The sequence below is a fragment of the Halorubrum sp. SD626R genome, assembly GCF_001261915.1.
Classification (GTDB): Archaea; Halobacteriota; Halobacteria; order Halobacteriales; family Haloferacaceae; genus Halorubrum.
Genome location: NZ_CVRT01000065.1, coordinates 1 through 24,788 on the forward strand (window position 1 = coordinate 1; position 24,788 = coordinate 24,788).

Annotated in this window: 27 protein-coding genes, 2 tRNA genes and 1 pseudogene; 11 read left to right on the forward strand and 19 right to left on the reverse strand. The window is 70.1% G+C overall.

The window, feature by feature from the left end; genetic code table 11:
- Positions 1-266 (forward strand): MOFRL family protein (locus tag SD626R_RS06355; RefSeq protein ID WP_275552390.1); only part of this gene is annotated, 266 nt, incomplete at its 5' end.
- Positions 267-329: 63 nt separating this feature from the next.
- Here SD626R_RS06355 and hisH read toward each other — a convergent pair.
- A complete protein-coding gene (gene hisH / locus SD626R_RS06360; protein WP_092564894.1) occupies positions 330-983 on the reverse strand; it encodes an imidazole glycerol phosphate synthase subunit HisH in 654 nt (217 codons plus the stop codon).
- Between the two features lie 129 nt (positions 984-1,112).
- On the opposite strand from hisH, the gene phnD reads away from it, so the two are divergent.
- The 3 genes from phnD (at position 1,113) to SD626R_RS06375 (ending at position 4,049) form a co-directional block, all read left to right on the forward strand.
- Complete coding sequence (gene phnD / locus SD626R_RS06365; protein WP_092564896.1) at positions 1,113-2,162, forward strand: phosphate/phosphite/phosphonate ABC transporter substrate-binding protein; 1,050 nt, start codon at positions 1,113-1,115, stop codon at positions 2,160-2,162.
- 67 nt (positions 2,163-2,229) lie between these two features.
- Positions 2,230-3,042, forward strand: a complete 813-nt coding sequence (phnC, locus tag SD626R_RS06370; protein ID WP_092564898.1) for a phosphonate ABC transporter ATP-binding protein — start codon at positions 2,230-2,232, stop codon at positions 3,040-3,042.
- Positions 3,039-4,049 (forward strand): PhnE/PtxC family ABC transporter permease, encoded by a 1,011-nt coding sequence (locus tag SD626R_RS06375; protein ID WP_092564900.1) that lies wholly within the window; start codon positions 3,039-3,041, stop codon positions 4,047-4,049. The genes phnC and SD626R_RS06375 overlap by 4 nt, the downstream gene beginning before the upstream one ends.
- A gap of 9 nt (positions 4,050-4,058) precedes the next feature.
- Here the strand turns inward: SD626R_RS06375 and SD626R_RS06380 are convergent, their stop codons facing one another.
- From SD626R_RS06380 to SD626R_RS06390, 3 genes are all read right to left on the reverse strand, one after another.
- Complete coding sequence (locus SD626R_RS06380; protein ID WP_092564902.1) at positions 4,059-4,682, reverse strand: uracil-DNA glycosylase; 624 nt, start codon at positions 4,680-4,682, stop codon at positions 4,059-4,061.
- Between the two features lie 74 nt (positions 4,683-4,756).
- The gene (locus tag SD626R_RS06385; RefSeq protein WP_092564904.1) at positions 4,757-5,506 is read right to left on the reverse strand and encodes a bacteriorhodopsin; all 750 of its coding nucleotides are present in this window, start codon (positions 5,504-5,506) and stop codon (positions 4,757-4,759) included.
- Entirely contained in the window at positions 5,503-7,098 is a 1,596-nt protein-coding gene (locus SD626R_RS06390) for a methyl-accepting chemotaxis protein (protein ID WP_092564935.1), read from the reverse strand. The genes SD626R_RS06385 and SD626R_RS06390 overlap by 4 nt, the downstream gene beginning before the upstream one ends.
- Positions 7,099-7,219: 121 nt before the next feature.
- Between SD626R_RS06390 and SD626R_RS06395 the strand changes: the two genes are divergently transcribed.
- A complete protein-coding gene (locus SD626R_RS06395; RefSeq protein WP_092564906.1) occupies positions 7,220-7,669 on the forward strand; it encodes an acyl-CoA thioesterase in 450 nt (149 codons plus the stop codon).
- A gap of 34 nt (positions 7,670-7,703) precedes the next feature.
- Here SD626R_RS06395 and SD626R_RS06400 read toward each other — a convergent pair whose 3' ends face one another.
- Together SD626R_RS06400 and SD626R_RS06405 are read right to left on the reverse strand one after the other, a co-directional pair.
- On the reverse strand, positions 7,704-8,513 hold the full coding sequence (locus SD626R_RS06400) for an ABC transporter permease (RefSeq protein WP_092564936.1): 810 nt from the start codon (positions 8,511-8,513) through the stop codon (positions 7,704-7,706).
- A gap of 41 nt (positions 8,514-8,554) precedes the next feature.
- Positions 8,555-9,679 carry an ABC transporter ATP-binding protein gene (locus SD626R_RS06405; protein ID WP_092564908.1) on the reverse strand — a complete coding sequence of 375 codons (1,125 nt, stop codon included), beginning with the start codon at positions 9,677-9,679 and terminating at the stop codon, positions 8,555-8,557.
- Positions 9,680-9,739: 60 nt separating this feature from the next.
- On the opposite strand from SD626R_RS06405, the gene SD626R_RS06410 reads away from it, so the two are divergent.
- Both SD626R_RS06410 and SD626R_RS06415 read left to right on the forward strand, forming a co-directional pair.
- A complete protein-coding gene (locus SD626R_RS06410; RefSeq protein WP_092564910.1) occupies positions 9,740-10,198 on the forward strand; it encodes a hypothetical protein in 459 nt (152 codons plus the stop codon).
- Between the two features lie 201 nt (positions 10,199-10,399).
- Entirely contained in the window at positions 10,400-12,376 is a 1,977-nt protein-coding gene (locus tag SD626R_RS06415; protein WP_092564912.1) for a PAS domain S-box protein, read from the forward strand.
- 203 nt (positions 12,377-12,579) lie between these two features.
- Here the strand turns inward: SD626R_RS06415 and SD626R_RS06420 are convergent, their stop codons facing one another.
- Genes SD626R_RS06420 through SD626R_RS06430 form a run of 3 tightly spaced genes read right to left on the reverse strand, consistent with a single transcriptional unit; the run spans position 12,580 to position 14,460 of the window.
- Positions 12,580-13,521: an ABC transporter substrate-binding protein gene (locus SD626R_RS06420; protein WP_092564914.1), complete on the reverse strand. Its 942-nt coding sequence runs from the start codon at positions 13,519-13,521 to the stop codon at positions 12,580-12,582.
- Between the two features lie 43 nt (positions 13,522-13,564).
- Positions 13,565-13,834 carry a DUF8101 family protein gene (locus SD626R_RS06425; RefSeq protein WP_092564916.1) on the reverse strand — a complete coding sequence of 90 codons (270 nt, stop codon included), beginning with the start codon at positions 13,832-13,834 and terminating at the stop codon, positions 13,565-13,567.
- Positions 13,831-14,460 carry a class I SAM-dependent methyltransferase gene (locus SD626R_RS06430; protein WP_092564918.1) on the reverse strand — a complete coding sequence of 210 codons (630 nt, stop codon included), beginning with the start codon at positions 14,458-14,460 and terminating at the stop codon, positions 13,831-13,833. The genes SD626R_RS06425 and SD626R_RS06430 overlap by 4 nt, the downstream gene beginning before the upstream one ends.
- Before the next feature lie 266 nt (positions 14,461-14,726).
- On the opposite strand from SD626R_RS06430, the gene SD626R_RS06435 reads away from it, so the two are divergent.
- Positions 14,727-16,493 carry an L-lactate permease gene (locus SD626R_RS06435; protein ID WP_092564920.1) on the forward strand — a complete coding sequence of 589 codons (1,767 nt, stop codon included), beginning with the start codon at positions 14,727-14,729 and terminating at the stop codon, positions 16,491-16,493.
- Between the two features lie 435 nt (positions 16,494-16,928).
- On the opposite strand, the gene SD626R_RS06440 is transcribed toward SD626R_RS06435, so the two are convergent.
- The 3 genes from SD626R_RS06440 to SD626R_RS06450 all read right to left on the reverse strand — a co-directional run bounded on the left by SD626R_RS06440 (position 16,929) and on the right by SD626R_RS06450 (position 19,063).
- Positions 16,929-18,089: a CAF17-like 4Fe-4S cluster assembly/insertion protein YgfZ gene (locus SD626R_RS06440; RefSeq protein WP_092564922.1), complete on the reverse strand. Its 1,161-nt coding sequence runs from the start codon at positions 18,087-18,089 to the stop codon at positions 16,929-16,931.
- A 109-nt stretch (positions 18,090-18,198) separates the two neighbouring features.
- Complete coding sequence (locus SD626R_RS06445) at positions 18,199-18,498, reverse strand: DUF6432 family protein (RefSeq protein ID WP_092564924.1); 300 nt, start codon at positions 18,496-18,498, stop codon at positions 18,199-18,201.
- Positions 18,499-18,541: 43 nt separating this feature from the next.
- On the reverse strand, positions 18,542-19,063 hold the full coding sequence (locus tag SD626R_RS06450) for an archaemetzincin family Zn-dependent metalloprotease (RefSeq protein WP_092564926.1): 522 nt from the start codon (positions 19,061-19,063) through the stop codon (positions 18,542-18,544).
- Between the two features lie 39 nt (positions 19,064-19,102).
- Here SD626R_RS06450 and SD626R_RS06455 point away from each other — a divergent pair, with 39 nt between their 5' ends.
- Both SD626R_RS06455 and SD626R_RS06460 read left to right on the forward strand, forming a co-directional pair.
- The gene (locus SD626R_RS06455) at positions 19,103-19,603 is read left to right on the forward strand and encodes a UPF0146 family protein (protein WP_092564928.1); all 501 of its coding nucleotides are present in this window, start codon (positions 19,103-19,105) and stop codon (positions 19,601-19,603) included.
- Positions 19,604-19,667: 64 nt separating this feature from the next.
- Entirely contained in the window at positions 19,668-20,531 is an 864-nt protein-coding gene (locus SD626R_RS06460; RefSeq protein ID WP_092564929.1) for a TIGR01548 family HAD-type hydrolase, read from the forward strand.
- Positions 20,532-20,581: 50 nt separating this feature from the next.
- On the opposite strand, the gene SD626R_RS06465 is transcribed toward SD626R_RS06460, so the two are convergent.
- The 3 genes from SD626R_RS06465 to SD626R_RS06475 all read right to left on the reverse strand — a co-directional run bounded on the left by SD626R_RS06465 (position 20,582) and on the right by SD626R_RS06475 (position 21,336).
- A tRNA-Ile gene (locus tag SD626R_RS06465) sits at positions 20,582-20,657 on the reverse strand.
- Positions 20,658-20,701: 44 nt separating this feature from the next.
- On the reverse strand, positions 20,702-21,166 hold the full coding sequence (locus SD626R_RS06470; protein WP_092564930.1) for a group I intron-associated PD-(D/E)XK endonuclease: 465 nt from the start codon (positions 21,164-21,166) through the stop codon (positions 20,702-20,704).
- A gap of 62 nt (positions 21,167-21,228) precedes the next feature.
- Positions 21,229-21,336 (reverse strand) — tRNA-Asn (locus SD626R_RS06475).
- A gap of 163 nt (positions 21,337-21,499) precedes the next feature.
- Between SD626R_RS06475 and cca the strand changes: the two genes are divergently transcribed.
- Entirely contained in the window at positions 21,500-22,918 is a 1,419-nt protein-coding gene (gene cca / locus SD626R_RS06480; protein WP_092564931.1) for a CCA tRNA nucleotidyltransferase, read from the forward strand.
- A 33-nt stretch (positions 22,919-22,951) separates the two neighbouring features.
- On the opposite strand, the gene SD626R_RS06485 is transcribed toward cca, so the two are convergent.
- From SD626R_RS06485 to SD626R_RS06500, 4 genes and pseudogenes are all read right to left on the reverse strand, one after another.
- A complete protein-coding gene (locus SD626R_RS06485; RefSeq protein WP_092564932.1) occupies positions 22,952-23,326 on the reverse strand; it encodes a hypothetical protein in 375 nt (124 codons plus the stop codon).
- A gap of 69 nt (positions 23,327-23,395) precedes the next feature.
- Positions 23,396-23,752 (reverse strand): fluoride efflux transporter FluC, encoded by a 357-nt coding sequence (locus SD626R_RS06490; protein ID WP_092564933.1) that lies wholly within the window; start codon positions 23,750-23,752, stop codon positions 23,396-23,398.
- Positions 23,749-24,096 carry a fluoride efflux transporter FluC gene (locus tag SD626R_RS06495; protein WP_092564934.1) on the reverse strand — a complete coding sequence of 116 codons (348 nt, stop codon included), beginning with the start codon at positions 24,094-24,096 and terminating at the stop codon, positions 23,749-23,751. Before SD626R_RS06495 ends, SD626R_RS06490 begins: the two co-directional genes overlap by 4 nt.
- A gap of 19 nt (positions 24,097-24,115) precedes the next feature.
- Positions 24,116-24,788 (reverse strand): annotated as a pseudogene (locus SD626R_RS06500) (ATP-binding protein); the annotation flags it as partial.

Below are 24,788 nucleotides of genomic sequence, written 5' to 3' on the forward strand. Positions count from 1 at the left end.
AGGGGACGGCGGGCGACGAGGGAGGGGCCGGCCCCCGGATCGTCGTCGCGAGCGCCGACACCGACGGGATCGACGGCCCGACCGACGCCGCCGGCGGGATCGCGGACGCGGCGACGCTGGACCCGGACGCCGCCCGCGACGCCCTCGACCGCCACGACGCCTACCCGCTGCTCGACGAGGCCGACGCGCTGCTCCGCACGGGCCCGACCGGCACGAACGTCAACGACCTGCGCGCCGTCGTGGTCGAGGCCGGCGACGGGGGGTGAGTCGGGGCGGTGGCAGGGAGTGCGTCGGAACGGGAATAGGAAGGCGATCGGGAACGCCGACGCCTACCGGTCGGCGCAGTACTCGACGAAGTTCCGGAGGATCCGGAGCCCCGTCTCGCCGCTCTTCTCGGGGTGGAACTGCGTGCCGAACACGTTTCCCGCCTCGTTGGCGACGACCGCCGGGAAGTCGACGCCGTAGTCGGCGGTCGCGACGACCGCGTCCGGGTCGTCGGGGGCGGCGTAGTACGAGTGGACGAAGTAGGCGTGCTCGCCGTCGACGCCCTCGACGATCGGGTGGTCCCGCTCGATGTCGAGCTCGTTCCACCCCATGTGCGGGACCTTCCGGTCGACGTCGAACCGGACGTTGGTGCCGGGGATCAGGTCCAAGCCCGTCACCTCGCCTTCCCCCTCGTGGTCGGCCTCCTCGCTGGAGGTGAGGAGCATCTGCATCCCGAGGCAGATCCCGAACAGGGGGCGACCCGCCTCGGCGTGGGCGGTCAGCGCCTCGCGCAGCGGCCCGGCGTTCTCCATCCCCTCGCGGAACGCGCCGACGCCCGGGAGGACGACCCCGTCGGCGGCCGCGAACGCCTCGGGGTCGTCGGTGATCTCGACGGACGCGCCCGCGCGCTCCAGCCCGCGGGTCGCCGACCGGAGGTTGCCGAGGCCGTAGTCCACGAGCGCGACGGACACCTCCGGATCCGGTGTTGATTCGTCCATGTCGCCGCTTGATCACCTGCGTGGAAGTCAGTTTCCATCCGACCCGCCTTACATAGCGGTACATATCCGTCTGTATATTTAAACAGCAAAACTTTTGAGAGTTTAGTCGGTCTTACAAATGTACTCCTCATGGCGAAACGACGCAAGTTCCTCAAGATCGCGGGTGCGGGAAGCATCGTTGGACTCGCGGGATGTAGCGGCGGTGGCGGCGACGGGTCCGACGGCTCCAGCGGTTCCGACGGGTCGGACGGCTCCAGCGGCTCCGACGGCGGCGACTCCGAGAGCGAGCCCGAGATGACCTTCGGCGGCGACGGCACGGTCGACTTCGGGATCTCCCCGTCGGTCCCGCAGGAGGATCTGGAAGTGCAGTACTCTCCCCTCCTCGATCACATCGGAAGCTACCTCCGGGAGAACCACGACGTCCCCGAAGACCTGAACGTCGAGGGAACGGTCGGCAGCAACTACAGCGCGATCATCCAGTCGCTCGGACAGGGCACGACGGACATCGCCGAGACCGGGCCGTTCGCGGCCGGGCTCGGCGTGATGACGGACAACGCGGAGATCATCCTCCAGCGCTACGGCTACGGCAGCTGGGAGTATAAGAGCATCATCGCGACGCCGAACGACAGCGACATCACGGAGCTGTCGGACCTGTCGGGCGCGACCGTCGCGTTCTCCGACCGCCTGTCGACGAGCGGGTGTCTCTACCCGCTGTACAGCATGTCCAATCAGGGCGACCTCGACGTCGGGGAGCTCCCCGAAGGCAACGGTTCGCAGGCCGAGTTCGACGCCCGCTTCGCCGGCGGCCACGTGGGCTCGTACACCCTCCTCGAACAGGGGCAGGTCGACGCCGCCGCGATGGGCGGGTTCGTCCGCGACACGAGCACCGGTCCCGCGCCGGAGGAGTGGCAGGAGGTCGCCACCACGCTCCACGAGGACGAGGGGCTGCCGCGCGCGCCGATCGTGGTCTCGCCCGAGCTGAGCGACGACGTGAAGAGCGCTATCCAGCAGTCGCTCCTCGACGCGTCCGACGACGTCTACTACGGCGCCGACGGCGAGGACGGCACCGACGACGACCTCTGGTTCGGCCGCGTCCGCGAGGCCGGCCAGGAAGAGTACCAGTCCGTCATCGACGTGGCGGACGAGCTCGGCGTCGGAACCGACATCTTCGAGCAGTAGCTCCCCCCACCCCCGTTTCGGATCGCTTTTCACACGATCGGTCCGTTCTCGCACAAAGCCACACTCCATGCCAACGATCGAATTCGAAAACGTCACCAAGATCTACGACGAGGACACCGTCGCCCTCGACGACGTGTCCTTCACCATCTCCGAGGGGGAGTTCGTCATCCTGCTCGGGCCCTCCGGCGCCGGCAAGTCGACGATGCTCCGGGTGTTGAACGGGCTCACGCAACCGACCGAGGGCTCCGTCCGGATCGGCGGCGAGGAGCTTACCGGTAACCGCAGCGAGGTCGGGATGGTGTTCCAGGAGCACTACCTCATCGAGAGCAAGACCGCGTTCGGGAACGCCCTGTCCGGGGCGCTCTCGCGGAACGGGCTCCTCCGGAGCGCCCTCGGGATGCACGCCGACGCGGACAAGATGACCGCTCTCGAAGCCCTCCAGACGGTCGGTCTCCTCGACGAGGCCGGCCAGCGCGCCGAGTCGATGAGCGGCGGACAGAAACAGCGGGTCGGGATCGCCCGCGCGCTGGTCCAGGAGCCGGAGGTCGTCCTCGCCGACGAGCCGGTCGCCAGCCTCGACCCGAAGGCCGCCCGGGATGTCATGCGCTACCTGAAGAAGGCCGCGACCGACCAGGACCTCACCACGGTCACCAGCCTCCATCAGGTGAACATCGCGCGGGAGTTCGGGGACCGGTTCCTCGGCATCCGCGACGGCGAGGTGATCTTCGACGGGGACGCCGACGACCTCACGATGGACGAGATGGACCGAATCTACTACGGCGAGGCGCAGGGCGGGAAGACGGTCCCGACCGGGGCGGCGGGCGACGAGTTCGACGGGACCGACGCCGACGCCGCCGCCGACGGAGGGGGTCGGGCGTGAGCTCCGACTCCGCGATCGCGGACCAGTTCCGGGCGCTCGAACGGCTCCGCCGGCTCAAGTACGTCCTGTGGGGCGTGTTGCTCGCGGCGGTCCTCGGCGTCACCTACTGGGGGCTCGGCTTCATCGGCTTCCAGCCGAACGTCGTCGCCGGGCGGCTGCCGGGGATGTACGAGTTCATCTCGACCGGCTTCTTCCCGCCGGACTTCCAGAACTTCACGATATACACCAAAGACCAGGGGATCACCGGACTGCGGGCGATCCCCGCGAGCTTCGGCGACGGCGGCGCACACATCATCGAGAGCTTCCAGTCGCCGCGGCAGTCGCTGGTGAAAGCGAGCCTCGTGACGCTGCTGTTGGGCTTCATGGGCACCGTCTTCGCCTTCCCGTTCGCGCTCGTCCTCGGCGTGCTCGGCAACGAGCGCGTCACGCCGTTCCCCTTCAATTTCATCTTCCGTGGCACGCTCAGTGGGATCCGCGCCATCCCCGCGATCGTCTGGATCTTCCTGTACATCCCCATCGGGCCGCCGGGACAGGTCACCGCGGTGCTCGCGATCGCGACCGACAGCATCGGAAATCTCGGGCGCCTGTTCACCGACGACCTCGAAGAGATCGAGGAGGGACCGATCGAGGCGATCCGATCGACGGGCGCGTCGGGTACCCAGACCGTGAGCTTCGGGATGCTCAGTCAGGTGTCGCGGTCGTTCATCGCGTGGACGCTGTACATCCTGGAGATCAACACCCGGATCGCCATCTCGCTCGGCGTCGTCGGCGCCGGCGGCCTCGGGCTGATGATCCGGAACAGCCAGGACCTCTTCGAGTTCCAACAGACCGCCGCCGGCCTCGTGATGGTGTTCATCGTCGTGCTCGGCATCGAGCTGATCTCCTCGCGCATCCGCGCCCGGCTCCGACCGGGCGAGCACGAGGGGAAGGGACTGATCGAAGCGGTCCGCGGCCTGTTCGACCCGCGGAAGTGGCTCGGCGTCGGCGACCGCCGCGACCGGGACTGATCCGACCGGTCAGTACTCACCGAGCCGCGACTGCCCGTCGCCGCCGCTTTCTTCCCTCTCACCGACCCCGCTCAGTTCGCCCGCGCTCGCGATCGTCTCGAAGAAGCCGTCGCGCTGGCTCCGGTCGTACAGCGTCGCCGCCGGGTGGACGGACAGCAGCACGCGCCGCGACGCGCCCGCGATCCGGGCGTCGACGACGTCGCCCGACTCCGACGTGATCGCCACCGACCGGTCGAGCAGATGCTCGCTCGGCACCTTCCCCAGCGTCACGATCAGTTCCGGGTCGAGCCGGTCGATCTCCGTTTCGAGGTGGCCGCGGCAGTTCGCCAGCTCCTCCGTCGTCGGGTCGCGGTTGTCGGGGGGTCGACAGCGCACGCAGTTCGTGATCCGCACGTCGGCGCGGGCGAGCCCGGCGTCACGTAACGCCTCGTCGAGCACGTCGCCCGACCGTCCGACGAACGGCTCTCCCTCCTCGTCCTCGTTCGCCCCCGGTCCCTCGCCGACGAACAGGAGGTCTGCGTCCGTCGGGCCGACGCCGTCGACGATCCGACTCCGCGACTCGACCAGCGCCGGGCAGCGCTCGCAGGACGGCACCCGGAGGTCCGCGTCGAGCCCGTCCCCGTGCTCTGTCATGCGTTCCGATCCGGGCGCGGGCGACATAAGTCCGTCCGCCCGGGTCGGCGCAGGACCGGGTCGGTCCGCGCCGGTCAGTCGGCCGTCGCGGCGGCGCCGGGGTCGGGATCGGACCCGGCGGTCGGCCCGTCGCCGTCGGGTCCGTCAGCGGCCGCGTCGTCTCCCTCGTCGACGAGGGTGTCGGCGTTGGCGATCACGAGTCCCGCGAAGCCGACGCGGAGCAGGAAGTCGATGTACTCAAGCGTCACCGCCTGCGTGAACGGGTCGAGCACGCCGAACAGCTGGAGCATCGCCCACGCGATCAGGACGCCGAAGACGAACAGCACCAGGTTTCGCGTCTTCCGGTAGAACAGCTCGCGCCTCGGCGACCGTCGCGCCGCGGCGGCGGCCACCGGACCGAAGTAGAGCCACGCGAGCAGCGCGTAGCCGGCGAGGATGGCGACGGTGCCGACGAGCCCGACCGTCCCGTCGAACACGTTGGCGACGTCGTAGGCGGCGCGCATGACCGCGATGGTCGCGACCACGAGCCCGACGTACCGCCGGCTCGCGCCGGCGACGAACGCGGCGAACCCGAACAGCAGCGGGTACGCGGCGTAGTCGCCGACGAGCTGGGGGATGTCGACCGTCCCGGCGGCCACGGGGATCGTCCCGACGCCGGCGCCGCGGAGCCCGACGGCCGCCGCGCCGACGGCGACCACGGCGACGAACGGGTAGCAGTAGCATCGCGCGGTCGGACGCTGCAACCGAACGGCCCCCAGCAGGACGACCACCCAGCCGACGTACAGGGCGGCCGAGACGTACCGCACCGTCGCGGGCTCGATCATCGGTCCACCTCCCCGCCGTCGGCGGCGGCGGTGGCGGGGGCGGCGGCGGCCCGTCGGTCGCCGTCGCCGACGGTGCCGTTCTCGCCGTCGGTCCGGGTGTCGAACTCGGCGAGCCGGCGTTCGAGCGTCCGGGTCCGGTCCGACAGGGACGCCGCCGTCTCCCGGACCGTCTCCATCGTGGCGGCGGTCTCGTCGGCCGTCTCCGCGAGCGACCGCGCCCGCTCGGCGGCGTCCTCGGCCGCCCCGTGGACCTCGTCGACCGTCGCCGCGACGGCCTCGACGCCGGTCGCGCCCTCGTCGGTCGCCCGCGCGATGTCGCCCATGGCGACGTCGACGTCCTCGACGGTGGCGGTGAGCTCCTCGATCGCGTCGCCGGCCTCGCGGGCGGCGGTCGTCGTCTCGTCGATCTCGGCCGTCGTCCGGTCCATCTCCGCGGCCACCGCGTCGACGTCGTCCGTGACGCTCGCGATCGTCGCGTCGATCTCCGCGGTCGAGGCGCGCGTCTCCTCGGCCAGCGACTTCACCTCCTCGGCGACCACCTCGAAGCCGTCGCCGTCGCCGCCGGCGCGGGAAGCCTCAATGGAGGCGTTGAGCGCGAGGATGTTCGTCTGCTCCGCGATGTCCGCGATGATGTCGGTGGTCTCGGCGACGCCTTCCATCCGGTCGTCGAGGCCGTCGACGAGCCCCTGCAGCTCGTCGAGGAGGTCGGCGATGTCGAGGACGGACTCGACCGCCTCGGCGGCGCGTCGCTCCCCGGTCTCGCCGAGGTCGGCCGCGGCGGTCGCGTCGCCGGCGACGTCGTCGGTCGTGGAGGCGATCTCCTCGACCATCGCGGAGAAGTCGTCGGTCTCGTCGGCGGCGCCGCGGAGCCGCTCCGTCTGGTCGTCGATCGCGTCGGCGAGCCCGCGCATCTCCGTCGCGACGGACTCGTTCATCTCGGCGACCGCGTCCGCCCGGTCGGCCATCTCGTCGCTCGTCCCCTCGACGTCGCCCGCGAACGCGTGGAGGTCGTCGAGCGTGGCCGACAGGTCGGTCGCCATCTCGTTGTAGGCGCCGGCGATCCGGGAGACGGCGTCGACGTCGGTCTCCTCGGGAAGCCGCCGCGTGAAGTCGCCGTCCGCCGCGCGCTCCATCGCCGTCCCGATCTCGTCGGCGTGGTCGAGGAGGTCGTCGGTGAGCGCCTCGGCCTCGGCGCGCGCCGCCTCGGCGTCGGCCCGCGCGCGCTCCGACTCCGCGACCGCGTCGCGCAGCGAGCGGCGCATCTCGTCGACCGCGCCGAACAGCCGGCCGATCTCGTCCGGGCGGTCCGAGTCGGCGCTCGCCTCGAAGTCGCCGTCGCGGATCGCCTCGGCGACCGCCGTCAGCCGCCGGAGGTCGACGGCGACGTTCCCGACGAGCACGATACCCAGCAGACCGAGGTTCAGCGTCACGACGACCGCGGTCGCAGTCAGCGCCGCGAGGCCGGCCGCGCCGGTGCCGGCCGTCGCGACGTGCGCGCCGAACAGCGCGACGAACCCGAGCGTCACGCCGAGCGTGAGGAGCACGAGGGCGCCGACCCGTCGGCCGTAGTGACCCGTAATCCGTTCGAACATGTGTGTGTATTCGAGGCTCGACAGGTCCGTCATTTAGGGGTGACCCCGGAGTCCTCAGGTCTGATAACGACCGGCCGTCGGGCGCCGACGCCCCTTTCACCGGCGGGCGTCTGGATCGGCCATGACGACGGTCAGCGAGACGTACATCGAGAACCGCCAGCGGGTCCAGCCGACCCACACGAACAACTACGAGTCGGCCCACGGGGGGAACGTCGTCAAGTGGATGGACGAGATCGGCGCGATGTCGGCGATGCGCGCCGCCGGCGAGACCTGCGTCACGGCCAAGATCAACGGGCTCGACTTCAAGCGGCCGGTGCCGCAGGGCGACACCTGCATCGTCGAGTCGTACGTGTACGCGGTGGGGCAAACGAGCCTCCGGACGCGGATCCGCGCGTTCCGCGAGTCGCCGCGGACGGGCGAGCGGGAGCTGACGACCGAGTCGTACTTCGTGTTCGTCGCCGTCGACGCCGACGGGACCCCGACGCCGGTGCCGGAGCTGGAGGTCGCCGGCGAGCGGTGTCGGGAGCTCCGCGAGGAGGCGCTGGCGGGCGAACCGGACGAGGACCGGTGAGGGCGGGGAGAGCGACCCCGCGGGCCGGCCCGCCTCAGTAGTCCCCGAGCACGCCGAGGCGCCGCGCCCGCCGCGTCGCGTAGTGGAAGACGACGTAGCCGCCGAGGAGGTAGGCGACCGCGACGCCGGCGAGGAGCGCGAGGTCGCCGAGGCCGAACTCCCACAGCCGGACGCCGTCGACCATCGCGCGCTGGAGCATCGCGCTCCCGTGCGCTAAGGGGAGGAAGCGCGTCCACGGCGCGTCGAGGACGGGCGCCGAGACGAGCCCGACGAAGCCGAACTGCAGGAGGTTGAGCCAGTTGCCGATCCGCTTGTACAGCACCGTCACGCCGCCGGCCGCGAAGCCCAGCCCGAGCACCGAGGTGACCGCCAGCCCCGCGACCGGGATCACCGTGAGCGGGTCGAGGCTGAGCCGAGTTCCGGTGAGCAGCAGCATGACCGCGAGCACGACCGCGCTCGTGAGGAACGTCCGGACCACCTTCGCGACCCCCTTCAGGAGGGCGACCGGCGCGAAGCCGAACGGAGTGGTGATGTGGCGCTCTAAGGTCCCCCACTGGACCTCGCTGCCGATGTCGCTCGACACGGAGGAGTAGGCGCCGACGGAGAGCGTCCACAGGAAGTAGCCGACGACGATCCCCGACAGCGAGTCCGTGAGCGCCTGTCCGGCCAGCAGTCGACCGCCGTAGAAGAGGACCCCGAAGAAGAACAGCGCGACGACGATCCCCCCGATCGCGTTCGCCGGGTACCGGACGAAGATCAGGTACTCGCGGTAGAGGACGGCCCGGGCGAGGTGGTAGTACGTGGCCGAGCGGGGCTCGTCGGCGGGATCGGAGTCGGTCGATATCGGCGGGGTCGCGGCGTCGGGGGAGGCCGAACCGTCGGCGCTCACGACGACCGCCCCCGAGAGTCCGCGCCGTCCGAACCGACCTCGTCGGCCTCGCTTCCGCCCGGCTTCAGTCCGGTGAGGTCGACGAACACGTCCTCCAGCTCGGGGCGGACGGTCTCGATGCGCTCCACCGTGACGCCCGCCTGACGGAGCGCGTCCGTCAGGTCGTACAGGGCGTCGCCCGCGGCGGCGACCTCGACGGCGGTCGAGCGGTGTCCGTCACGTCGGTCCCCGTCGCGCTCGACCGCGCCGAAGTCCGTCTCGACCGCCCGCACGTCGAACCGCTCCCGGAGGGTCGCGACGACCGCATCGTCGATATCGGCGCTGACGACGCGGACGACGTCGCGCTCGGTCCCGGAGCGGAGCGCCGCGACGGTGTCGTCGGCGACGATCCGCCCGCCCGCCATCATCACCACGCGGTCGCAGACATCCTCGACGACGTCCATGTCGTGGCTGCTGAGGACGATGGTGAGCCCCTCCTCGCGGGCGAGCCGGCGGAGCTCCCGGCGGAGCGTCCGGGAGCTCTCGACGTCGAGGCCGAGCGTCGGCTCGTCGAGGAAGACGAGTTCGGCGCCGCCCGCGAGCACGCTCGCCAGCGACACCTTCTGTTTCATCCCCCGCGAGAGCTCTCTGACCGGGGTGTCGGCCTTCTCGGTGAGTTCGAGCCGGTCGAGCAGCCGGTCGTGCCGCGCCCGCACCGAGTCCGGGTCGACGCCGGCGATCGTCGCGAAGTACCGCAGGTTTTCGCGGACGGTGAGCCGCCAGTAGTCGTTGCGCGCGCCCTCCAACATCGCGTCGACGTTCGCGTACGCCGCCCGCCGCCCGTCGGCCACGTCCGCGCCGAACACCCGGACGGACCCCGAATCGGGGAGGACGATCCCGAGCGCGCACTTGATCAGCGTCGTCTTTCCCGCGCCGTTCGGGCCGAGCAGCCCGACGATCGAGCCCCGCTCGACGGTCAGGCTCACGTCGTCGACCGCGAGCACGGCCCCCTCACCGGAGCCGAACCGCTTCGAGACGCCCTCGATCGCGAGCGCCGGCGGGGCGGGATCCGGCGACTCCGCATCGGGGCGGACGTCGTCGGCCCGAGAGCCGTCGCGCTCGCTCGCCGCGCCGCGTGACATTACCGGTCGATACGTGCCGAACGGGGATATATCCGCGTCCGGGGGCTAGCTCCGGGTGCGATGGACCTCGACCGATTCGCCGCGGACGCCCCGGCCGACGACGCGCCGGGCGACGCGCGCGTCTGCGTCGTCGCGACGCAACCGGACACGTTCGACCGCTGTCGCGAGGGATTCTACCCGGCGCCGCGGTCGTACGACCGCACCCGCGCCGACTTCGACTACATGGCCTTCTACCGGACGGCGCCGGTATCGGCGGTCACTCACTACGCCCGCGTCGTCGATCGGGTCGAGCAGACCCGCGGCGAGCCCGGGCCGATGGACGAGGGCGACTGGGCGGCGCTGATCGACCCGTTCTCGGAGGAGCGGGTGGTCGTCGTCTTCGAACTCGACGAGCTCGTACCCCTCGACTCACCGGTCGAGAACGACCTGAACGGGGTGCGGGGCGCGTGGTACTGCGCGGTCGACGACCTCCGCGCCGCGGGGGCGCTGTCGGCGCTCCGCGACCGAGCGGAGACCTGATCGGGCGGTCGGGAGCGCGAGCGCTCTCGAAGGTTACTGTGACTGGTAGTGTGGAGGGACGATACCGAACGGAGCGCGAAAATCCTGCGACCCAGCAGGGACCGAATCGGCCGTACTTCCTCAGCCGATTACCAGCTTATCGGAACGGATTCGACACGACTCTGTCGGCTTGGCTGAAACTCTTTTATTCCATTGTATACCATGCACCTCCTTTTTATTACCGTAGCTGTTATCAGAGGCGTGTCTAACCCAGAGTCGTATCGAGAACAAGCGACTGCTGTCTTCTCAGACGGAACCGACTCACCTGAGAGACAGATCCGAAACGGGCTCAAGATCGGGACCGACTATCTCGACGTCTCTATCGGCTTTCTCACCCAAATTCGGGGAGAGACACAGGAGATCGTTTACTCGACCGGCAGTCATCCGCTTCTACAGCCGGGCAAGCAGTGTCCGCTTGAGGACGCTTACTGCCAGCGTACGGTCGAAACCGAGGGGACCCTCTCGGTACAAGCCGCGACGGCATCCGATATCATCCCGGATCAGGCCGTCGAGATGTTCGACCTCGAAACGTACGTCGGCGCGAAAATCACGGTCAACGGGGACCTCTACGGGACGATCTGCTTTGCCGATACTGAAGCCCGGTCAGACCCGTTCACCGAAACCGAGGAGCTGTTCGTCGAACTGCTCGCCGAGCGCATCGGGATTACCTTAGGGCAACAAGCCCACGAGGCGGAGCTCGCCCGGGAGAACGAGCGCCTGCAGGCTGAAAAACGCCGCTTCGAGGGTATCGCCACAGCGAGTGCGGACATCATCTTCCGTATTGACGAGGAGATGGAGTTCACCTACGTCTCCCCCGCGGTAGAGCGCCTGCTCGGGTACGAGCCCGAAGCTCTGCTTGGCGAGCCGTTTCTGACCGTTCTCGCGGACGACTCGACCGAAACGGCCCTCGACTTGTACCAACGCGTCTTGAGTGGAGACGCTGCCGACGCTGTCGAACTCGACCTCGAATCCGCCGACGGGACGGTTCGGACCTTCGAAATTAACGCCCGGCCGTTCGGAGAACCCACCGGCGATGACACCGGGATTCAGGGAACGGCACGCGACGTGACCGAGCGAAAGGAGCGCGACCGCGAACTCACCATCAAGAACCGTGCCATGGATGAGGCCGAAGTCGGCATCATCATCGCGGACGGCACCCGGGAGAACAACCCGATCACCTACGTCAACGAGGAGTTCTGCACCCTCACCGGGTACGAACGTGATGCGGTGCTGGGAGCGAACTGCCGGTTCCTTCAGGGAGAGGCCACGGATCCGGAGACGGTCACGCGACTCCGAGAAGCGATCGCCGCCGGAGAGCCGGTCTCCGTGGATATCGTGAACTATCGAGCCTCGGGACGCGCCTTCTGGAACGCGGTGAGTGTCACGCCCGTCGAGACCGAGGCGGGGGAGGTCACTCAGTACATCGGCTTCCAGCAGGACATTACTGACCGCAAGCGTCGCCAGCAGCTACTGGATGTCATGAACCGCGTCCTGCGGCACAACCTCCGGAACGAGCTGACCATTATCCTTGGAGCCAACGAGGCGGGCGATCAGCCGGCCGTCGTGCGGGCCGCCGCCGAGCGACTCCTTTCGCTGGCCGACCGGGCGCGGGACGTGTACTCGCACACGCAGCGCGACCGGGAGCCGAAACGGATCAGCCCCGAGACGTTGTTCGGTGATCTCTCCGAAGCGTTCGGTAACGACCACCCGGACGCCACGCTGGAGCTGACGATCGACACGGATCGGGATATGGTTGCGGGGGAGGAACTGCGGGACGCGGTCTCGGAACTGGTCGAAAACGCTCTCGTCCACGACCCGGCCTCCGATACGGCGGTCGAGGTCTCCGCCCGAGACGACGGTGACGAGGTCGTGTTGACTGTCACCGACGACGGCCCGGGGATCGACGCCATGGAGAAGGCCGTCGTCGAGGCCGGTCAGGAGTCCCCGTTGAAACACGGGTCGGGCTTGGGCCTGTGGTTCGTCAACTGGGTGGTAACACGCTACGGTGGGTCGTTTCAGGTGGCCGCCAGAGACGGACCGGACGTGACCGGTACCGTAGCGACGGTCCGGATCCCCGCGGTCGGGCCGGAACAGGATGTCGATGCGGCAGCCCGACGACTGACGATCCTTGCCGGGTAACGCGGGTGGGGACGACCGGCACGTCCGTCGATTCCCTCGGGTCGGTCAGTTGGAACGACACAGGGAATTCTCACGTACGCACGAGGAGGGTCTCCTGATTTGTCGATCAGAAGCGTGCGGGGTACAGCCTCTGTATTCGGCAGCCGGATCCTGTCATTTTCCGAGTATTTCAACAGATCCGGGTCGGCAGGCTGCGGTCGGCGTCAGCCGCCGTCGGCGCGTATCGACGCTGTCACCGGGTCCACGTGCGCGACGCGGTCGCGCTCGTCGGGCGGCGCCGCCGCGTGGTCGGGGTGAAGACAGGCGAACAGCGCCTCGAGCGAGTCGACGAGCCGGTGGCTCGGGCGGTTGAACAGCGCGTTCCCGTCGACCGCGTACGCCCGCTCGCCGGCGACCGCGGCGAGGTCGCGCCACCCCGACCGCGTCGCGAGGTCGCCGACCGCGTCGACGGCGCGGTCGCGGTCGAACCCGCAGGGGGCGACGACGAGGGTCTCGGGGTCGTGAGCGCGCACGTCCGTCCACGCGACCGGCTCCGAGGCGCCGTCGGGCTGAAACGACGGGTCGCCGCCCGCGATCGCGACCATGTCACGGACCCAGTGACCGGCCCGGATCGGCGGGTCGGTCCAGTCGAGGACCGCGGTCCGGGGGCGTCCCTCGTCGGCGACCGCGCGCTCCGCGCGTTCGCGGATCGCGTCGACGCGTTCGCGGAGGTCGGCCCGGAGGTCGCTCGCGGCCGGCTCCGCGCCGACCGCCTCGCCGACCCGCACCGCGTCGTCGAGCGCGTCCTCGAACGAGTGCGGGTCAAGGGCGAGCACGTCGGGTTCGGGGTCGAGCGAGGCGGCGGCCGCGCGGACCGCGCTCGCGTCGACCGCGCAGACGTCGCAGGTCGCCTGCGTGACGAGCAGGTCGGGCTTCAGAGCGGCGAGCCGGTCGACGTCGAGGTCGTAGACCGCGCCGTCGACCTCGCGCATCTGGGCGTCGACGCCGGCGGCGGAGCGCTCCTCGTGGTCGACGGCGGTACTCGTCAGTGTCGGGAGGTCGCGGGCCGCGGACGGGTGATCGCAGCTGTGTGAGACGCCGACCGGCTCGACGCCGAGCGCGAACAGCGTCTCGGTGGCGGAGGGCAGGAGCGAGGCGACGCGCATGAGGGACCGTCGGCGAGCGAGAGCGAAAAGCGCTCCGGCTGGGTTAGTCGGTCGGAAGCCGCGCCGCGGCCGCGGCGGCGTACGCGGCCGCGAGGTCGCCGTTTGGGAGCGCGTCGGCCGCGGTCGCACACCCCCAGCGCACGCGGTCGCGCCGCTCTCCGGGCGGGAGCTTGTTCGTCGCCACCGTCTCCGCGGTGTCGAGTAGCGCCCGCGCGGTGTCCGCGTCGCCGCGCTCGGCGGCCGCCCGCGCCTCCGCGAGCAGCTGTCCGAGGCTCGCCCGGACGTCGTGAGGGACCCCGTCGGAGTCGGTCACGGTCGAGTCCGGTCGTCGTCAGCCCGGGTATCGGCCAGCCTCGCGAACGCGAACTCCGTGCTGCTCCCCAGCGGGTCGGTCGCGGTCCGCGTCTCGACATCGGCGAACCCGACCTCGCGGAGCTGCGCCAGGGTGTGGTCGCGCCCGGGCGCCGAGAAGAACATCCGATCCCCCATCCAGCCGCGCCGCACCGTCTCGAACCGGCCGCTCGGGAGCGTCATGAGGAGCCGGCCGCCGGGCCGGAGGACGCGGGCGAACTCCGCGTACACCGCCGGGTGGTGGTCGCGCTCGACGTGAAACACCGCGTGGTACGCCGTGACGGCGTCGAACCGGTCGGCGCCGAACGGGAGCGCGGACATCTCCCCGTGGATGAGTCGGGCGTCGGGGACGGTGTCGCTCGCCAGGTCGAGCCCGCGACGCGAGACGTCGAGCCCGACGCTGCCGGCCGGGAGGTTCGCGAGCGTTCGGGCGCCGTCGCCGCAGCCGACGTCGAGCACGTCCGGATCGGTCGGAAGCTCCCCGAGGAGGTCGTCGATCAGCGCCGCGTCGGAGCCGTCCGGGTCGCGCCGGGCGGCGTACGTCGCCGCCACCTCGTCCCACGCGCGCCGCACCTCGTTGCGATCCATGGGTGGGGTTATCGCGGGAGCGACATGACTCCTCTGCCGGTGACCGTCGCGGAGGTGGCGGTGACCGTTACGGATGGGTCGAGAACCGATGATAAACAAATCGATCGTGGGGATTTTCGCGACACGTGACGGGGGTGAACCGCGAGTCGGAAAACCTACTTTTTTAATTAATGAACGTGATGTACGTCGCGTTGCATGAGGATGACAGTTCGTCACATGAGTCGTCTACGGAATCGAGTGACCGAGAGTAACGAGGGGGGAGCGCGATGACGACGGGGATCGATATCGCCGTGGCCGCGCTGCCGTTGCTTCTCGCGGGGATCCTGCTGGTCGGCTTCCTCTGGCCGGCGACGCGCGCCATGCCGGTGGCCTGGGTCGTGGCCATGGTGGTCGGGTACGCCGCGTGGAACATGCCGGTGAACTGGCTGTTCGCGGCGTCCGGCGTCGGCGTGATGACCGCCATCGAGATCCTCTGGATCGTCTTCGGCGCGCTCGTCCTCCTGTACACCCTGATGGAGGCGGGTGCGTTCGACCGGATAAATCGGGGCTTCGCGACGGTCAGCGACGACCGGCGCGTGCAGATCGTGTTGATCGCCTTCTTCATGGCGACGTTCATCGAGGGCGCCGCCGGCTTCGGGACGCCGGCCGCGGTCGTCGCGCCGCTGCTCTTGGGGCTCGGCTTCCCGGCGCTCGCGGCGGTCATCGCCGGGATCATCGGCCACATCATCGCCGTCACGTACGGCGCGGTGGGGACGCCGATCGTGGTCGGTATCCAGAGTCCGATGGAGAGCGTCGAGTTCACCCGCACCGCAATCGAGGGCGGCGGGATGACCGTCCAGGAGTTCTCCGTCAACGTGGCGGCGTGGGCGGCGACGTATCACGCCTTGATCGGATTCGTGATGCCGCTGTTCGCGGTCGGCATGGTCGTCTACTTCTTCGGCGACCCGGACGACCGCTCGCTGGCGCCGGCCTGGGAGGTCGCGCCGCTCTGTCTGGCGTCGGGGATCGCCTTCGCGGTCCCGTACTGGGTCTCGGCGTGGTTCCTCACGGCCGAGTTCCCGTCGCTCATCGGCTCGATGGTCGGCGGTGCGGTCATCCTGAGCATCCTGCGTGCGGGGTACCTCCTGCCGGACGACGAGTGGGAGTTCCCGGAGCGGGAAAAGTGGGCCGACCACTGGGTCGGCTCGATCGAGCCGGGACAGTCGAACGGATCGAACGGTGAGGACGCGGAGACGCGCGGCGGCGTCTCGCCCGAGGCCGAGGCGGCCGACCTCAGCGGCGGCGAGGACATGTCGCTGCTGAAGGCGTGGTCGCCGTACATCCTGCTCGTGATTCTGCTGGTCGTGACGCGGGCGGTCGACCCGATCTCGAACTTCATCAATCGGGACGCCTTCGTCGTCACCGTCAGCGACATGTTCGGAACCAGCCTCAGCGGCGCCGTCGCGTGGATGAACGTGCCGGGCTTCTGGCTGCTCGTGAGCGCCGTGCTCGCGATCCCGATCTTCGGCATGTCCGGCGACGAGATCTCCGCGGCGTGGAAGGAGGCCGGTCGGAAGATCGTCTCGCCGTTCATCGCGCTCGTCTTCGTCATCGCGATGGTCCAGGTGATGCTCCAGTCCGGCGCGCATCCCGGCGCGCCCGAGGTCGGGAGCATGATCGTTCTGCTCGCGCAGACGACCGCGGATCTCCTCGGCGTCGCGTACCCGGCGTTCGCGTCGCTGATCGGCGCGCTCGGGGCCGCGATGGCCGGGTCGAACACCGTCTCGAACATCACCTTCGGCGCGTTCCAGTTCGAGGCGGCGACGCAGCTCGGGCTCCCGCGGACGGTCATCGTCGGCGCGCAGGCCGTCGGCGGCGCGATCGGGAACCTCGTCGCGATCCACAACCTCGTCGCCGCGCTGGCGACGGTGGGCCTCCTCGGACAGGAGGGCCGGGTGATGCGGCTGAACCTCATCCCGCTGCTGTACTACGCGACCGGCGTCGGAGTGCTGTGTCTGCTGTTCAGCTACGTGCTGTTCCCCGGCGTGTTCTGAGCGCGGGAACGGTACTGCGGTGCGGCTCTTTTTACACTCGATCGACGATCCGAGAGGAACGTTTTCGGAGTCCCGACCGCTCGTGTATAAATCGCTGTCTGCGATGACTCGAAGGAGACCTCCGAAGCCCCAGCCGCTCGGCTATACGTGCCCGACTCCACCGTGCGGAACACCTCCAAAGCCCCAGCCGGGAGGACTCGCGCGGCTTGCTACGCTCCTCGGTCGGTCGCTTTCGCTCCCTCGCTGTGGTGCTTACTGCGCCGTGCTTCGTCCTCCCGGCTGCCCCTTTGAGTCCCCGCCCCACACAGCACCGCAACCGCACCTCACACCTCCCCAGCCTCGTCGCTCACTTCGTTCGCGACTCCCTCGCGCGTGCACCTCGCGCCCTGCGGGCGCTCGGCGGCACGCGCCGACCGCGACCGCACTAGGGGCGGATTACTCGTCGCTCGGGTACGTCGGCACCCGTGCGGACCGCGCGCTGCCCTTGACCGACGGGAACGGGAGGGGAGCGCGGGTCGCCGCGACCTCGTCGCCGTCGACGCGCACGGAGACTCCGTCAAGGTCGGCGTCGTACCGGACCAGCGCCAGCGCGATCGGCTCGCCCGAGGCGGGCCCGACCGCCGCGCGGGTCACCTCGCCGACCGCCTCGTCGCCGGCGAAGACGGCCGCGCCGGGCGTCGGCAGGACCTCGTCGTACCCCTCCGGGTCGGCGTCGCCGTCGATCTCGGCGGTCGCGTCGGCGAGCCCGTCGAGGTCGAGTCCGACGAGGCGGCGGCTCGGGCGTCCCTGGTTCTCGACGCGGGAGACTACCTCCTGGCCGACGTAACACCCCTTCTCGAAGTCGAGGGCGTTCCGGAGGCCGAGGACGTTCGGCACCGTCCCCTCCAGCTCGTACTCGAAGAGCGGGGTGCCGGCCTCGGCGGAGAGCGCGTCCCACGTCCGGTAGCCGAACGGGGCCGCGTTGAGTCCGCGGTTGATCAGCGTGTCGAACACCTCCTCGGCGTGGTCGGCCGCGCAGACGACCTCGTACCCCTCCTCGCCGAGGGGCGCGTCGGTCGCGATCACGGTGACGCCGGCGTCGACCATCGAGCCGCGGACGAACGAGAGGGGCCTTTCCGGAGCCCCCGGCCCGCCGAGCACCGAGGCGATCTTCTCTGTCGACTTCGGGCCGTGGACGCCGAACACGCCGAACTCGTCGGAGGCGTCCGCGACCGTCACGTCCTGGATGAACACCTTGCTCGACCAGTCCTCGGCGACGGCCTCGGTGCGCTCGGGCGGGAGGAAGACGAGCAGGCGCTCGTCGGCGTTGTACACGTACATGTCCGTCTCGATTCCCCCCTGTGGGTCGAGCAGGAGCGCGTACACGCCCTGTCCGTCCTCGGCCGGGACGCGGTTGGAGACGGCGTTATCGACGAACTCGACCCGGTCCTCGCCCGTGATCGCGAGCACGCCGTACCCCATCTCGATGACGCCGACGACGTTGCGGACCGCCTTCCCGACGCGCTCTGGCTTCCCGTAGTGGTCGACCACCCGACGGCCGCCGCGGTCGCGGTACGTCGCGTCGTGGGCGCCGTGGGTGCCGGAAACGAGAGTCATACCTCTAGGGAGGCCGGGGAGCGGCAAAAGGTCGCTGGCTCGCGGCGCGGGCGTGCCGAAGCGGGGTCACGGTCGAAGCGCGGTCGCGGCGCCGCGGCGGACCGTCGAGCTACAGTCCGAGCCGGTCACGGATCGCGTCGACGAGTCCACCGGGCGGGTCGTCGTCCGGCGCGTCGGGGTCGGGGATCACGCGGTCGTGGGCGTAAACGCGGACGCGCTCCTCGCTCTCGACGGTGATAAGCGAGTCCTCCTTGAGCGACGACAGCGCCTCCTCGACGGCGTCGATGTCGGCGTCGACGGCCGCGCGGAGCTCCAACACCGTCATCCCCTCGTCGCCACGGTCGACGAGCGCGTCCAGCAGCGCGACCTCGACGTCGGGGCGGTCGCGGTATTCCGGCTTTGCGGCCATGGTCGCTCGTTGGACAGGACGGGGTTTACCTCTACCGGCGGTGTCACCTGACCAGCCGAGAACAGGAGCCGCAGAGGTTTTCCTCCTTTACGTCGACCTCGCGGACCGTCGGGGAGAAGGACATGACGCACTTGCTGTTGTCGCAGTGTTCGAGCCCGAGCGTGTGGCCGATCTCGTGGACCACCTCCTTGCGGACGCGGTCGGAGAACACGTCGACCGCGGGCTTCGTGGACACGCCGCCGTCCGAGGAGGTCCGGAGCCGGTGCGTGGAGATCACGGAGCCGTTGCCGTTGAGGTACGCGAGCCCGAACACGTAGTTCCGGCGCCGGTAGTAGAGGTCCTGCGGGGTGATACCGATGTTCTTCTCGCCGCCGCCGACGCGGCTGACGGTTTCGATCAGGTCCTCGGCACGGTACTGGTCGCGGCCCTCGTCGTAGGCGGTCTCGGGGATCGGCTGATCGTCGTGGACCGTGACATCGCAGTCGTATACCGATCGGAGCGCGCCGGAGGCCTCCCGCTTCACGCGGGGGGTGACCTCCCCGACGGGGACGATGTCCACGAGCATGAAACGGCTTATGACCGCCCCAATCTTAAAGCCCGCGCCGTGGTCTCACCGTCCCGTCTAGCGCTCGTCGACGAACTCGCCCGCCGCGACCGGCTGCTGGAGGTCGGCGTCGGTGACCGCCCCGGAGTCGCGCGATCGCTCGCCGAACGCGGCCGCGACGTCGTCGCGGTCGACGTCGCCGTCGGCGAGCACACGTGGGCGGCCGCCGACGAGACCGAAGACCCGACAGTCGCCGGCTCGCTCCGCGTCGTCGAGGCCGACGTGCTCGCCCTCGCGGCGGCGGATGACGAAACGGAAGCCGAGACCGATCCGATCGACGGCGAGTTCGACGCGGTGTACGCCTGCAACCTCCCGGCGGAGCTCCAGCGCCCGACGCTCGCGCTCGCCGAGCGCCTGGACGCCGCGTGCTTGTTCACCACACTCGGCTTCGAGGAGCCGACGGTGTCGGTTCGCCGCCGGTCGCTGTCGGAGGCGACCGTCTACGTCGCTCGCAGCGACTCGACGGGACCCGAATCCGCGGGCGTCGATCGGGGACGGTGACGGGCTTCCGGCCGAATCGGCCGCGAACCCGAACGTTCTTTCCCTCACCTACCGGCGTACGGGTATGCAGGTCGACGCAGTCGTCCTCGACATCGACGGCGTCCTCGTCGACGTGGGCGACTCGTATCGACGGGCGATCATCGAGTCCGTCGACAGGGTGTGCGGCAAGACGATCGACCGCGATACGGTCCAGGCGTTCAAAGACGCCGGCGGGTTCAACAACGACTGGGAGCTGACGGACGCGGCCGCGCTGTACGTGTTAGCCCGCCGCGAGGGACTCGGGATGGACCCCGACGCGTTCACCGACCGGGTCGCCGAGGCCGGGGGCGGGCTCGGGGCGGCGAAGGAAGTCGTCGGCGACCTCCCCCGGGTCGCGCAGGCGCGCGTTCGCCATCAGTGGGACACCGAGCGCCTCCGCGAGACGTTCCAAGCGCTGTACCTCGGCGAGGAGCTGTACCGCGAGCTCGAAGGCGGGGAGCCGCCGCTGTCGGCGCCGGGGTACATCCACGACGAGCCGACTTTCGTCGACCCGGAGACGATCGCGGACCTCACCGAGCGGTTCGACGTCGGCGTGTTGACGGGGCGACCCGCGGCCGAGGCCGAGATCGCCTTGGAGCGCGTCGGCCTCGACGTGCCCGACGACCGCCGGTTCACGATGGACGACTGGGAGGAGGGCAAACCGCACCCCCGCGCGCTCATCGAACTCGCGGAGCGGTTCGACGCCGAGCGCGTCGCCTTCGCCGGCGACACCCTCGACGACGTGCGGACCGCGCGCAACGCCGACGACGAGGACGCTGGCCGCGTCTACTACGGGATCGGCGTGCTGACGGGCGGGCTAACGGGTGAAGCGGGGCGTCGAAAGTTCGCCGAGAACGGTGCTGATGCCGTCGTCAACGACGTGAACGAGCTGGTCGGGCTGTTGGAGTAACGGAGACCGGCCCGCACCGGTGACTCCCGAAGACGCTTGGTGCGGAAAAATGGGCCTTGCCGGATTTGAACCGGCGATCACTCCGTTATGAGCGGAGGGCTTTGAGCCAGACTAAGCTAAAGGCCCGCATCGATCCGTGTTATACGAGGGGTACTCTTTAGATTACCGCATTACCCCGATCGGAGACGACAGAGGACGGTATCGAGCCGATACTCAGCGTGCCAATTCACGTTTGTCCGATTGTTGTTCGCAGCGGGTTCGTATCTGATCGTGGTCGTCGTCGCTGCCGCATCCTCGATCGAGACGAGATATATTTCCTCTTTTTCGACGTTGAACACGGCGAAGTAATCGATCTTCCCCTGATAACCCTCTCGTTCGTATCCGTCGCTCTTTGTTCGGACGCTTCGAGTCCGGAACTCTACGGTACCGTCGTTTTTACCCTCGTACGCCGTCTTGACCTGTAACCGATAGAACTTGTCGTCAATTCTAACGACGAGATCGTACGATTCGTTGTCGTACGCCGGCGTAAGCACGGAAACGTCCCGGGCGATCAGTTCCGCCGTGACGATCGCTTCGGTTGCCTGACCACGTTTTTGTGGCTCATCAAGTCGGTCGTACTGTTCGGAGCGCGACATACAGTATCATGCGTTAGTATCGCACAAAAGACACGGTCAGGGTTAGAGCCGCGCGAAGAAGGCGCCGAAGCCAGGACTCGAACCTGGGACCGCCTCGTGACTGTGACGTTCGGGGGAAGTCCGCCGAGCGTCGTAACAGCGAGGCGCTCTACCAACTGAGCTACTTCGGCTCGTCTTCCGGTACTCGCGTTGTTTTGATATGGCTTTCGTTTCCGCCCGACTCGGAGGAGACGCCTTGACACGGCGTCGGCGACGCAGTCGCCATCGATCCGCGGACCGCCCCGCCGCCCCCGCGACCGACACGTTTTCGGTCGGACCGCGAGAGGGACGGATATGGACGATCACGAGTCGGACGAGGGCGAGTCCGACGACCTCGACGCGGTCCTCTCGCGCGTCCGCGACCGGGCGGTCCCGGAGCCCGAGGAGCGCGGGCGTCTGCGAGCGGTCGCCGGCGAACTCGTCGAGCGCGCCCGCGAGGCAATCGCCGACCTCCCCGTCGAGGCCGACGTGGTGCAGGTGGGGTCGACGGCCCGCGGGACGTGGGTCTCCGGCGACCGCGACATCGACCTGTTCGTCCGGTTCGACGCCGACCTCGACCGCGCCCAGTTGGAGGAGTACGGGCTCGCGGTCGGCCACGCCGTCCTCCCCGACGGCCACGAGGAGTACGCCGAACACCCGTACGTGAAGGGGAGCTACGAGGGGTTCGACGTCGACCTCGTGCCCTGTCACGACGTGGAGACCGCTGGCGACCTCGTCTCGGCCGTCGACCGGACCCCCTTCCACGACGCGTACCTCTCGGCGCGGCTCGACGACGACCTCGCCGACGACGTCGTGCTCGCGAAGGCGTTCCTGAAGGGGATCGGCGCCTACGGGAGCGACCTCCGCACGGAGGGGTTCTCCGGCTACCTGACGGAGCTGCTCGTGCTGGAGCTCGGCGGGTTCGTCCCGCTCGTCGAGTCCGCTCGGAGCTGGCATCCGCCGGTCGAGTTCGACCCGGAGGGCCACGCCGAGGAGACGTTCGACGACCCGCTCGTGGTCGTCGACCCCACGGACCCGACCCGGAACGTCGCGGCGGTGCTCTCGGCCGCGAACGCCGCGCGGTTCCAGCACTACGCCCGCGAGCTGCTCGCGGCGCCGCGCGAGTCGCTGTTCGAGCCCGAAGACCCGGAAGCGCTCGACGCCGCCGGCGTCCGTGCCCACCTCGATCGACGGGAGACGACCCCCGTCGCCGTCGTCTTCGACGCCCCCGACCTGGTCGACGACCAGCTGTGGCCCCAGCTCCGCCGCTCGCTCGACGGGATCGTCCGCGGGCTGAACGCCCACGGGTTCGACGTGTTACGCGCGCAGGCGATGGTCGACGACGACCGGGCCGAGGGCGGCCCGACCGGGGCCGTCCGCGCCGCGCTGTACGCCGAGCTGGAGGTCGCCGAGCGACCGGCGGTCGAACGCCACGAGGGCCCGCCGGTCGCGGTGCGGAAACACGCCGCGAGCTTCTACGAGTCGTACGCCGACGACGTCGACCCGGAGACGTACGGTCCGTTCATCGACGGCGAGCGGTACGTCGTCGAGCGGGAGCGGGAGTTCGCGACGGTGCGGGCGTACCTCGAGAGCGACGCCGCCGGGGACGTCGCGCTCGGGGCACAGGTGGAGCGTGCGTTCGCCGAGCGCGACGTGCTGGTCGGCGACGCGGTCGCGACGCTGGCGGCGACGTTCGGGACGACGCTCCGCGAGTTCTACGAACCGCACCCGTGAGGGGTCCTCGGCGCCGCCGCCGCTCCCCGGGCCTCACCCCGAGAGGCGGTCCGACGCGAGGTAGACGACCGCGACGATGGCGACCAGAACCGCTCCGATCGCCGAGGTGAACGCCGCGACGCGCGGGAAGACGAGCCAGAAGGCCACGTAAAACGAGAGGGCGAACGCGAGGAGCCCGGCGATCACGACGCCGCGGGTCGGGTTCTGGACCGCGGCGACGAACACCCGCTGCGGCAGCGAGAGGTCGCCGAACTCCGGCGCCTCGTCGCCAAACGCTCCGGTCGCACTCTCCGACGGCGCGGTCTCCGCGGAGGCAGCGCCCGCGTCCGTGTCGGCGGGGTCCACATCGGCAGCCGTGCGCTCCGTGTCGGCGCCCCCGTCGGCCCGGCTCTCGGCGTCGTCTGTCACGCGGATCGGTACGGCCCGGAGGTGCCTGTACCTGTCGCTCTCGGGCGTCGGATCGACGGACGGAACGATTCACGCGACCGCGACGACGACCGCCGATCCGGCGAGGAACGCGACCAGCGCGGCCACCAGGTTCGCGGCGGCGAATCCGACCGCGACGTCCGCCTCGCCGCCGCGCGCCGTCGACACCGTCTCGACGGCGAACGACGAGAACGTGGTGAACGCGCCGCAGGCGCCGGTCGCGACGAGCAGGGTCGCCGTCGGGCCGATCGGCGCGGCGAGGACGGCGCCGAGCGCGAGGCTGCCGAGCGCGTTGACGGCGACGACCGACCGCCGCCCGTCGATCCGGAGCCCGACGGCGTGCCTGGCGGTCGCGCCGAGCGCGCCGCCGACGCCGACGAGCACGGCCGCCAAGGACGGGTCGGTCACGAGCGACCTCCGATTCGGAGCCCGGCGAGCGCGGCCGCGAACCCGAGCGCGTAGCTCGCGGCGACGTACGCGGCGCCGAGCGGCCCCCCGAGCGCGACGGCGTCGCCGACGAACGTGCTGTAGGTCGTGAACGACGAAAGCGCTCCCGTGCCGACGAACAGCCGGGTCCGGGTCGTCGTCGGGCGGGAGACGACGAGTCCGAGCGCAAACGACCCGACGGCGTTGACGACGAGCGTGCCGGCGCCGGTGGGGCCCCCGACGGCGACGGCGACGCCGTGTCTGGCGACCGCGCCGAGGAAGCCGCCGGCGGCGACGAGGAGGAAGCCGAGCGGCGTCCGTTCCATGCGAACGCGTCGCCGGGAGTCACCTTGGGCCTTCGGACTCGGCCGCGTTACTCGCCCGGGGGCTCCCGCCGCCGTGCGGCGTTCGCCGTTCGCGGACCCTGACGGTGTGGACCGTCTCGGTCGCGTCGTCGACGACGAGCGCCTCGCCGGTGCCGGTCGGGAGCCGCTCCGCGAGGCCGCCCGCGAGGTACGTCACCTCGGCCTCCGCGAGTCGGGCCACGTCGCGCTCGGCGGTGAGCCGGTGGCAGACCAGCACGTCCGACTGGGAGACGGCGACGCTCGGGAGGGCGCCGGGACGCTGTGTCGCGCAGACGAGGGAGACTCCCGGTGCGCGGCCGCGGGTCAGGAGCGTCCGGAGGGCGGGGTCGGCGACGCCGCCGAAGAAGGCGTGCGCCTCGTCGACGAGCAGCCACGGGAGCCGATCGAGGGCACCGTCGACCCGGGCGTCGTAGAGCCCGCGAGCGACCGCCCTGACGACGGCGGCCGCGGCGGCCTCGGGGACGCCGGCGAGGTCGAGCACGGTCGGGTTCCCGTCGGCCGCGAGGGACGTGATCGGTGGCGCCGCCGCGTCGAACGTCGCCCACGACGCCGCGAGTCGGAGGTGGTTCGCGGCCGCGAGGCGCGCGCTCTCCGGCGCGTCGGCCTCGGCGACGCGGTCGCGTAGGTCGGCGACCGAGACCGCCCCCGCGCCC

What these genes read in the sequence shown, in the direction of transcription:
- hisH (WP_092564894.1), bottom strand. Translation starts at nt 983, where the DNA reads ATGGACGAATCAACACCGGATCCGGAGGTGTCCGTCGCGCTCGTGGAC.
- phnD (WP_092564896.1), top strand. Translation starts at nt 1,113, where the DNA reads ATGGCGAAACGACGCAAGTTCCTCAAGATCGCGGGTGCGGGAAGCATC.
- phnC (WP_092564898.1), top strand. Translation starts at nt 2,230, where the DNA reads ATGCCAACGATCGAATTCGAAAACGTCACCAAGATCTACGACGAGGAC.
- SD626R_RS06380 (WP_092564902.1), bottom strand. Translation starts at nt 4,682, where the DNA reads ATGACAGAGCACGGGGACGGGCTCGACGCGGACCTCCGGGTGCCGTCC.
- SD626R_RS06385 (WP_092564904.1), bottom strand. Translation starts at nt 5,506, where the DNA reads ATGATCGAGCCCGCGACGGTGCGGTACGTCTCGGCCGCCCTGTACGTC.
- SD626R_RS06390 (WP_092564935.1), bottom strand. Translation starts at nt 7,098, where the DNA reads ATGTTCGAACGGATTACGGGTCACTACGGCCGACGGGTCGGCGCCCTC.
- SD626R_RS06395 (WP_092564906.1), top strand. Translation starts at nt 7,220, where the DNA reads ATGACGACGGTCAGCGAGACGTACATCGAGAACCGCCAGCGGGTCCAG.
- SD626R_RS06405 (WP_092564908.1), bottom strand. Translation starts at nt 9,679, where the DNA reads ATGTCACGCGGCGCGGCGAGCGAGCGCGACGGCTCTCGGGCCGACGAC.
- SD626R_RS06410 (WP_092564910.1), top strand. Translation starts at nt 9,740, where the DNA reads ATGGACCTCGACCGATTCGCCGCGGACGCCCCGGCCGACGACGCGCCG.
- SD626R_RS06415 (WP_092564912.1), top strand. Translation starts at nt 10,400, where the DNA reads ATGCACCTCCTTTTTATTACCGTAGCTGTTATCAGAGGCGTGTCTAAC.
- SD626R_RS06420 (WP_092564914.1), bottom strand. Translation starts at nt 13,521, where the DNA reads ATGCGCGTCGCCTCGCTCCTGCCCTCCGCCACCGAGACGCTGTTCGCG.
- SD626R_RS06430 (WP_092564918.1), bottom strand. Translation starts at nt 14,460, where the DNA reads ATGGATCGCAACGAGGTGCGGCGCGCGTGGGACGAGGTGGCGGCGACG.
- SD626R_RS06435 (WP_092564920.1), top strand. Translation starts at nt 14,727, where the DNA reads ATGACGACGGGGATCGATATCGCCGTGGCCGCGCTGCCGTTGCTTCTC.
- SD626R_RS06440 (WP_092564922.1), bottom strand. Translation starts at nt 18,089, where the DNA reads ATGACTCTCGTTTCCGGCACCCACGGCGCCCACGACGCGACGTACCGC.
- SD626R_RS06445 (WP_092564924.1), bottom strand. Translation starts at nt 18,498, where the DNA reads ATGGCCGCAAAGCCGGAATACCGCGACCGCCCCGACGTCGAGGTCGCG.
- SD626R_RS06450 (WP_092564926.1), bottom strand. Translation starts at nt 19,063, where the DNA reads ATGCTCGTGGACATCGTCCCCGTCGGGGAGGTCACCCCCCGCGTGAAG.
- SD626R_RS06460 (WP_092564929.1), top strand. Translation starts at nt 19,668, where the DNA reads ATGCAGGTCGACGCAGTCGTCCTCGACATCGACGGCGTCCTCGTCGAC.
- SD626R_RS06470 (WP_092564930.1), bottom strand. Translation starts at nt 21,166, where the DNA reads ATGTCGCGCTCCGAACAGTACGACCGACTTGATGAGCCACAAAAACGT.
- cca (WP_092564931.1), top strand. Translation starts at nt 21,500, where the DNA reads ATGGACGATCACGAGTCGGACGAGGGCGAGTCCGACGACCTCGACGCG.
- SD626R_RS06495 (WP_092564934.1), bottom strand. Translation starts at nt 24,096, where the DNA reads ATGGAACGGACGCCGCTCGGCTTCCTCCTCGTCGCCGCCGGCGGCTTC.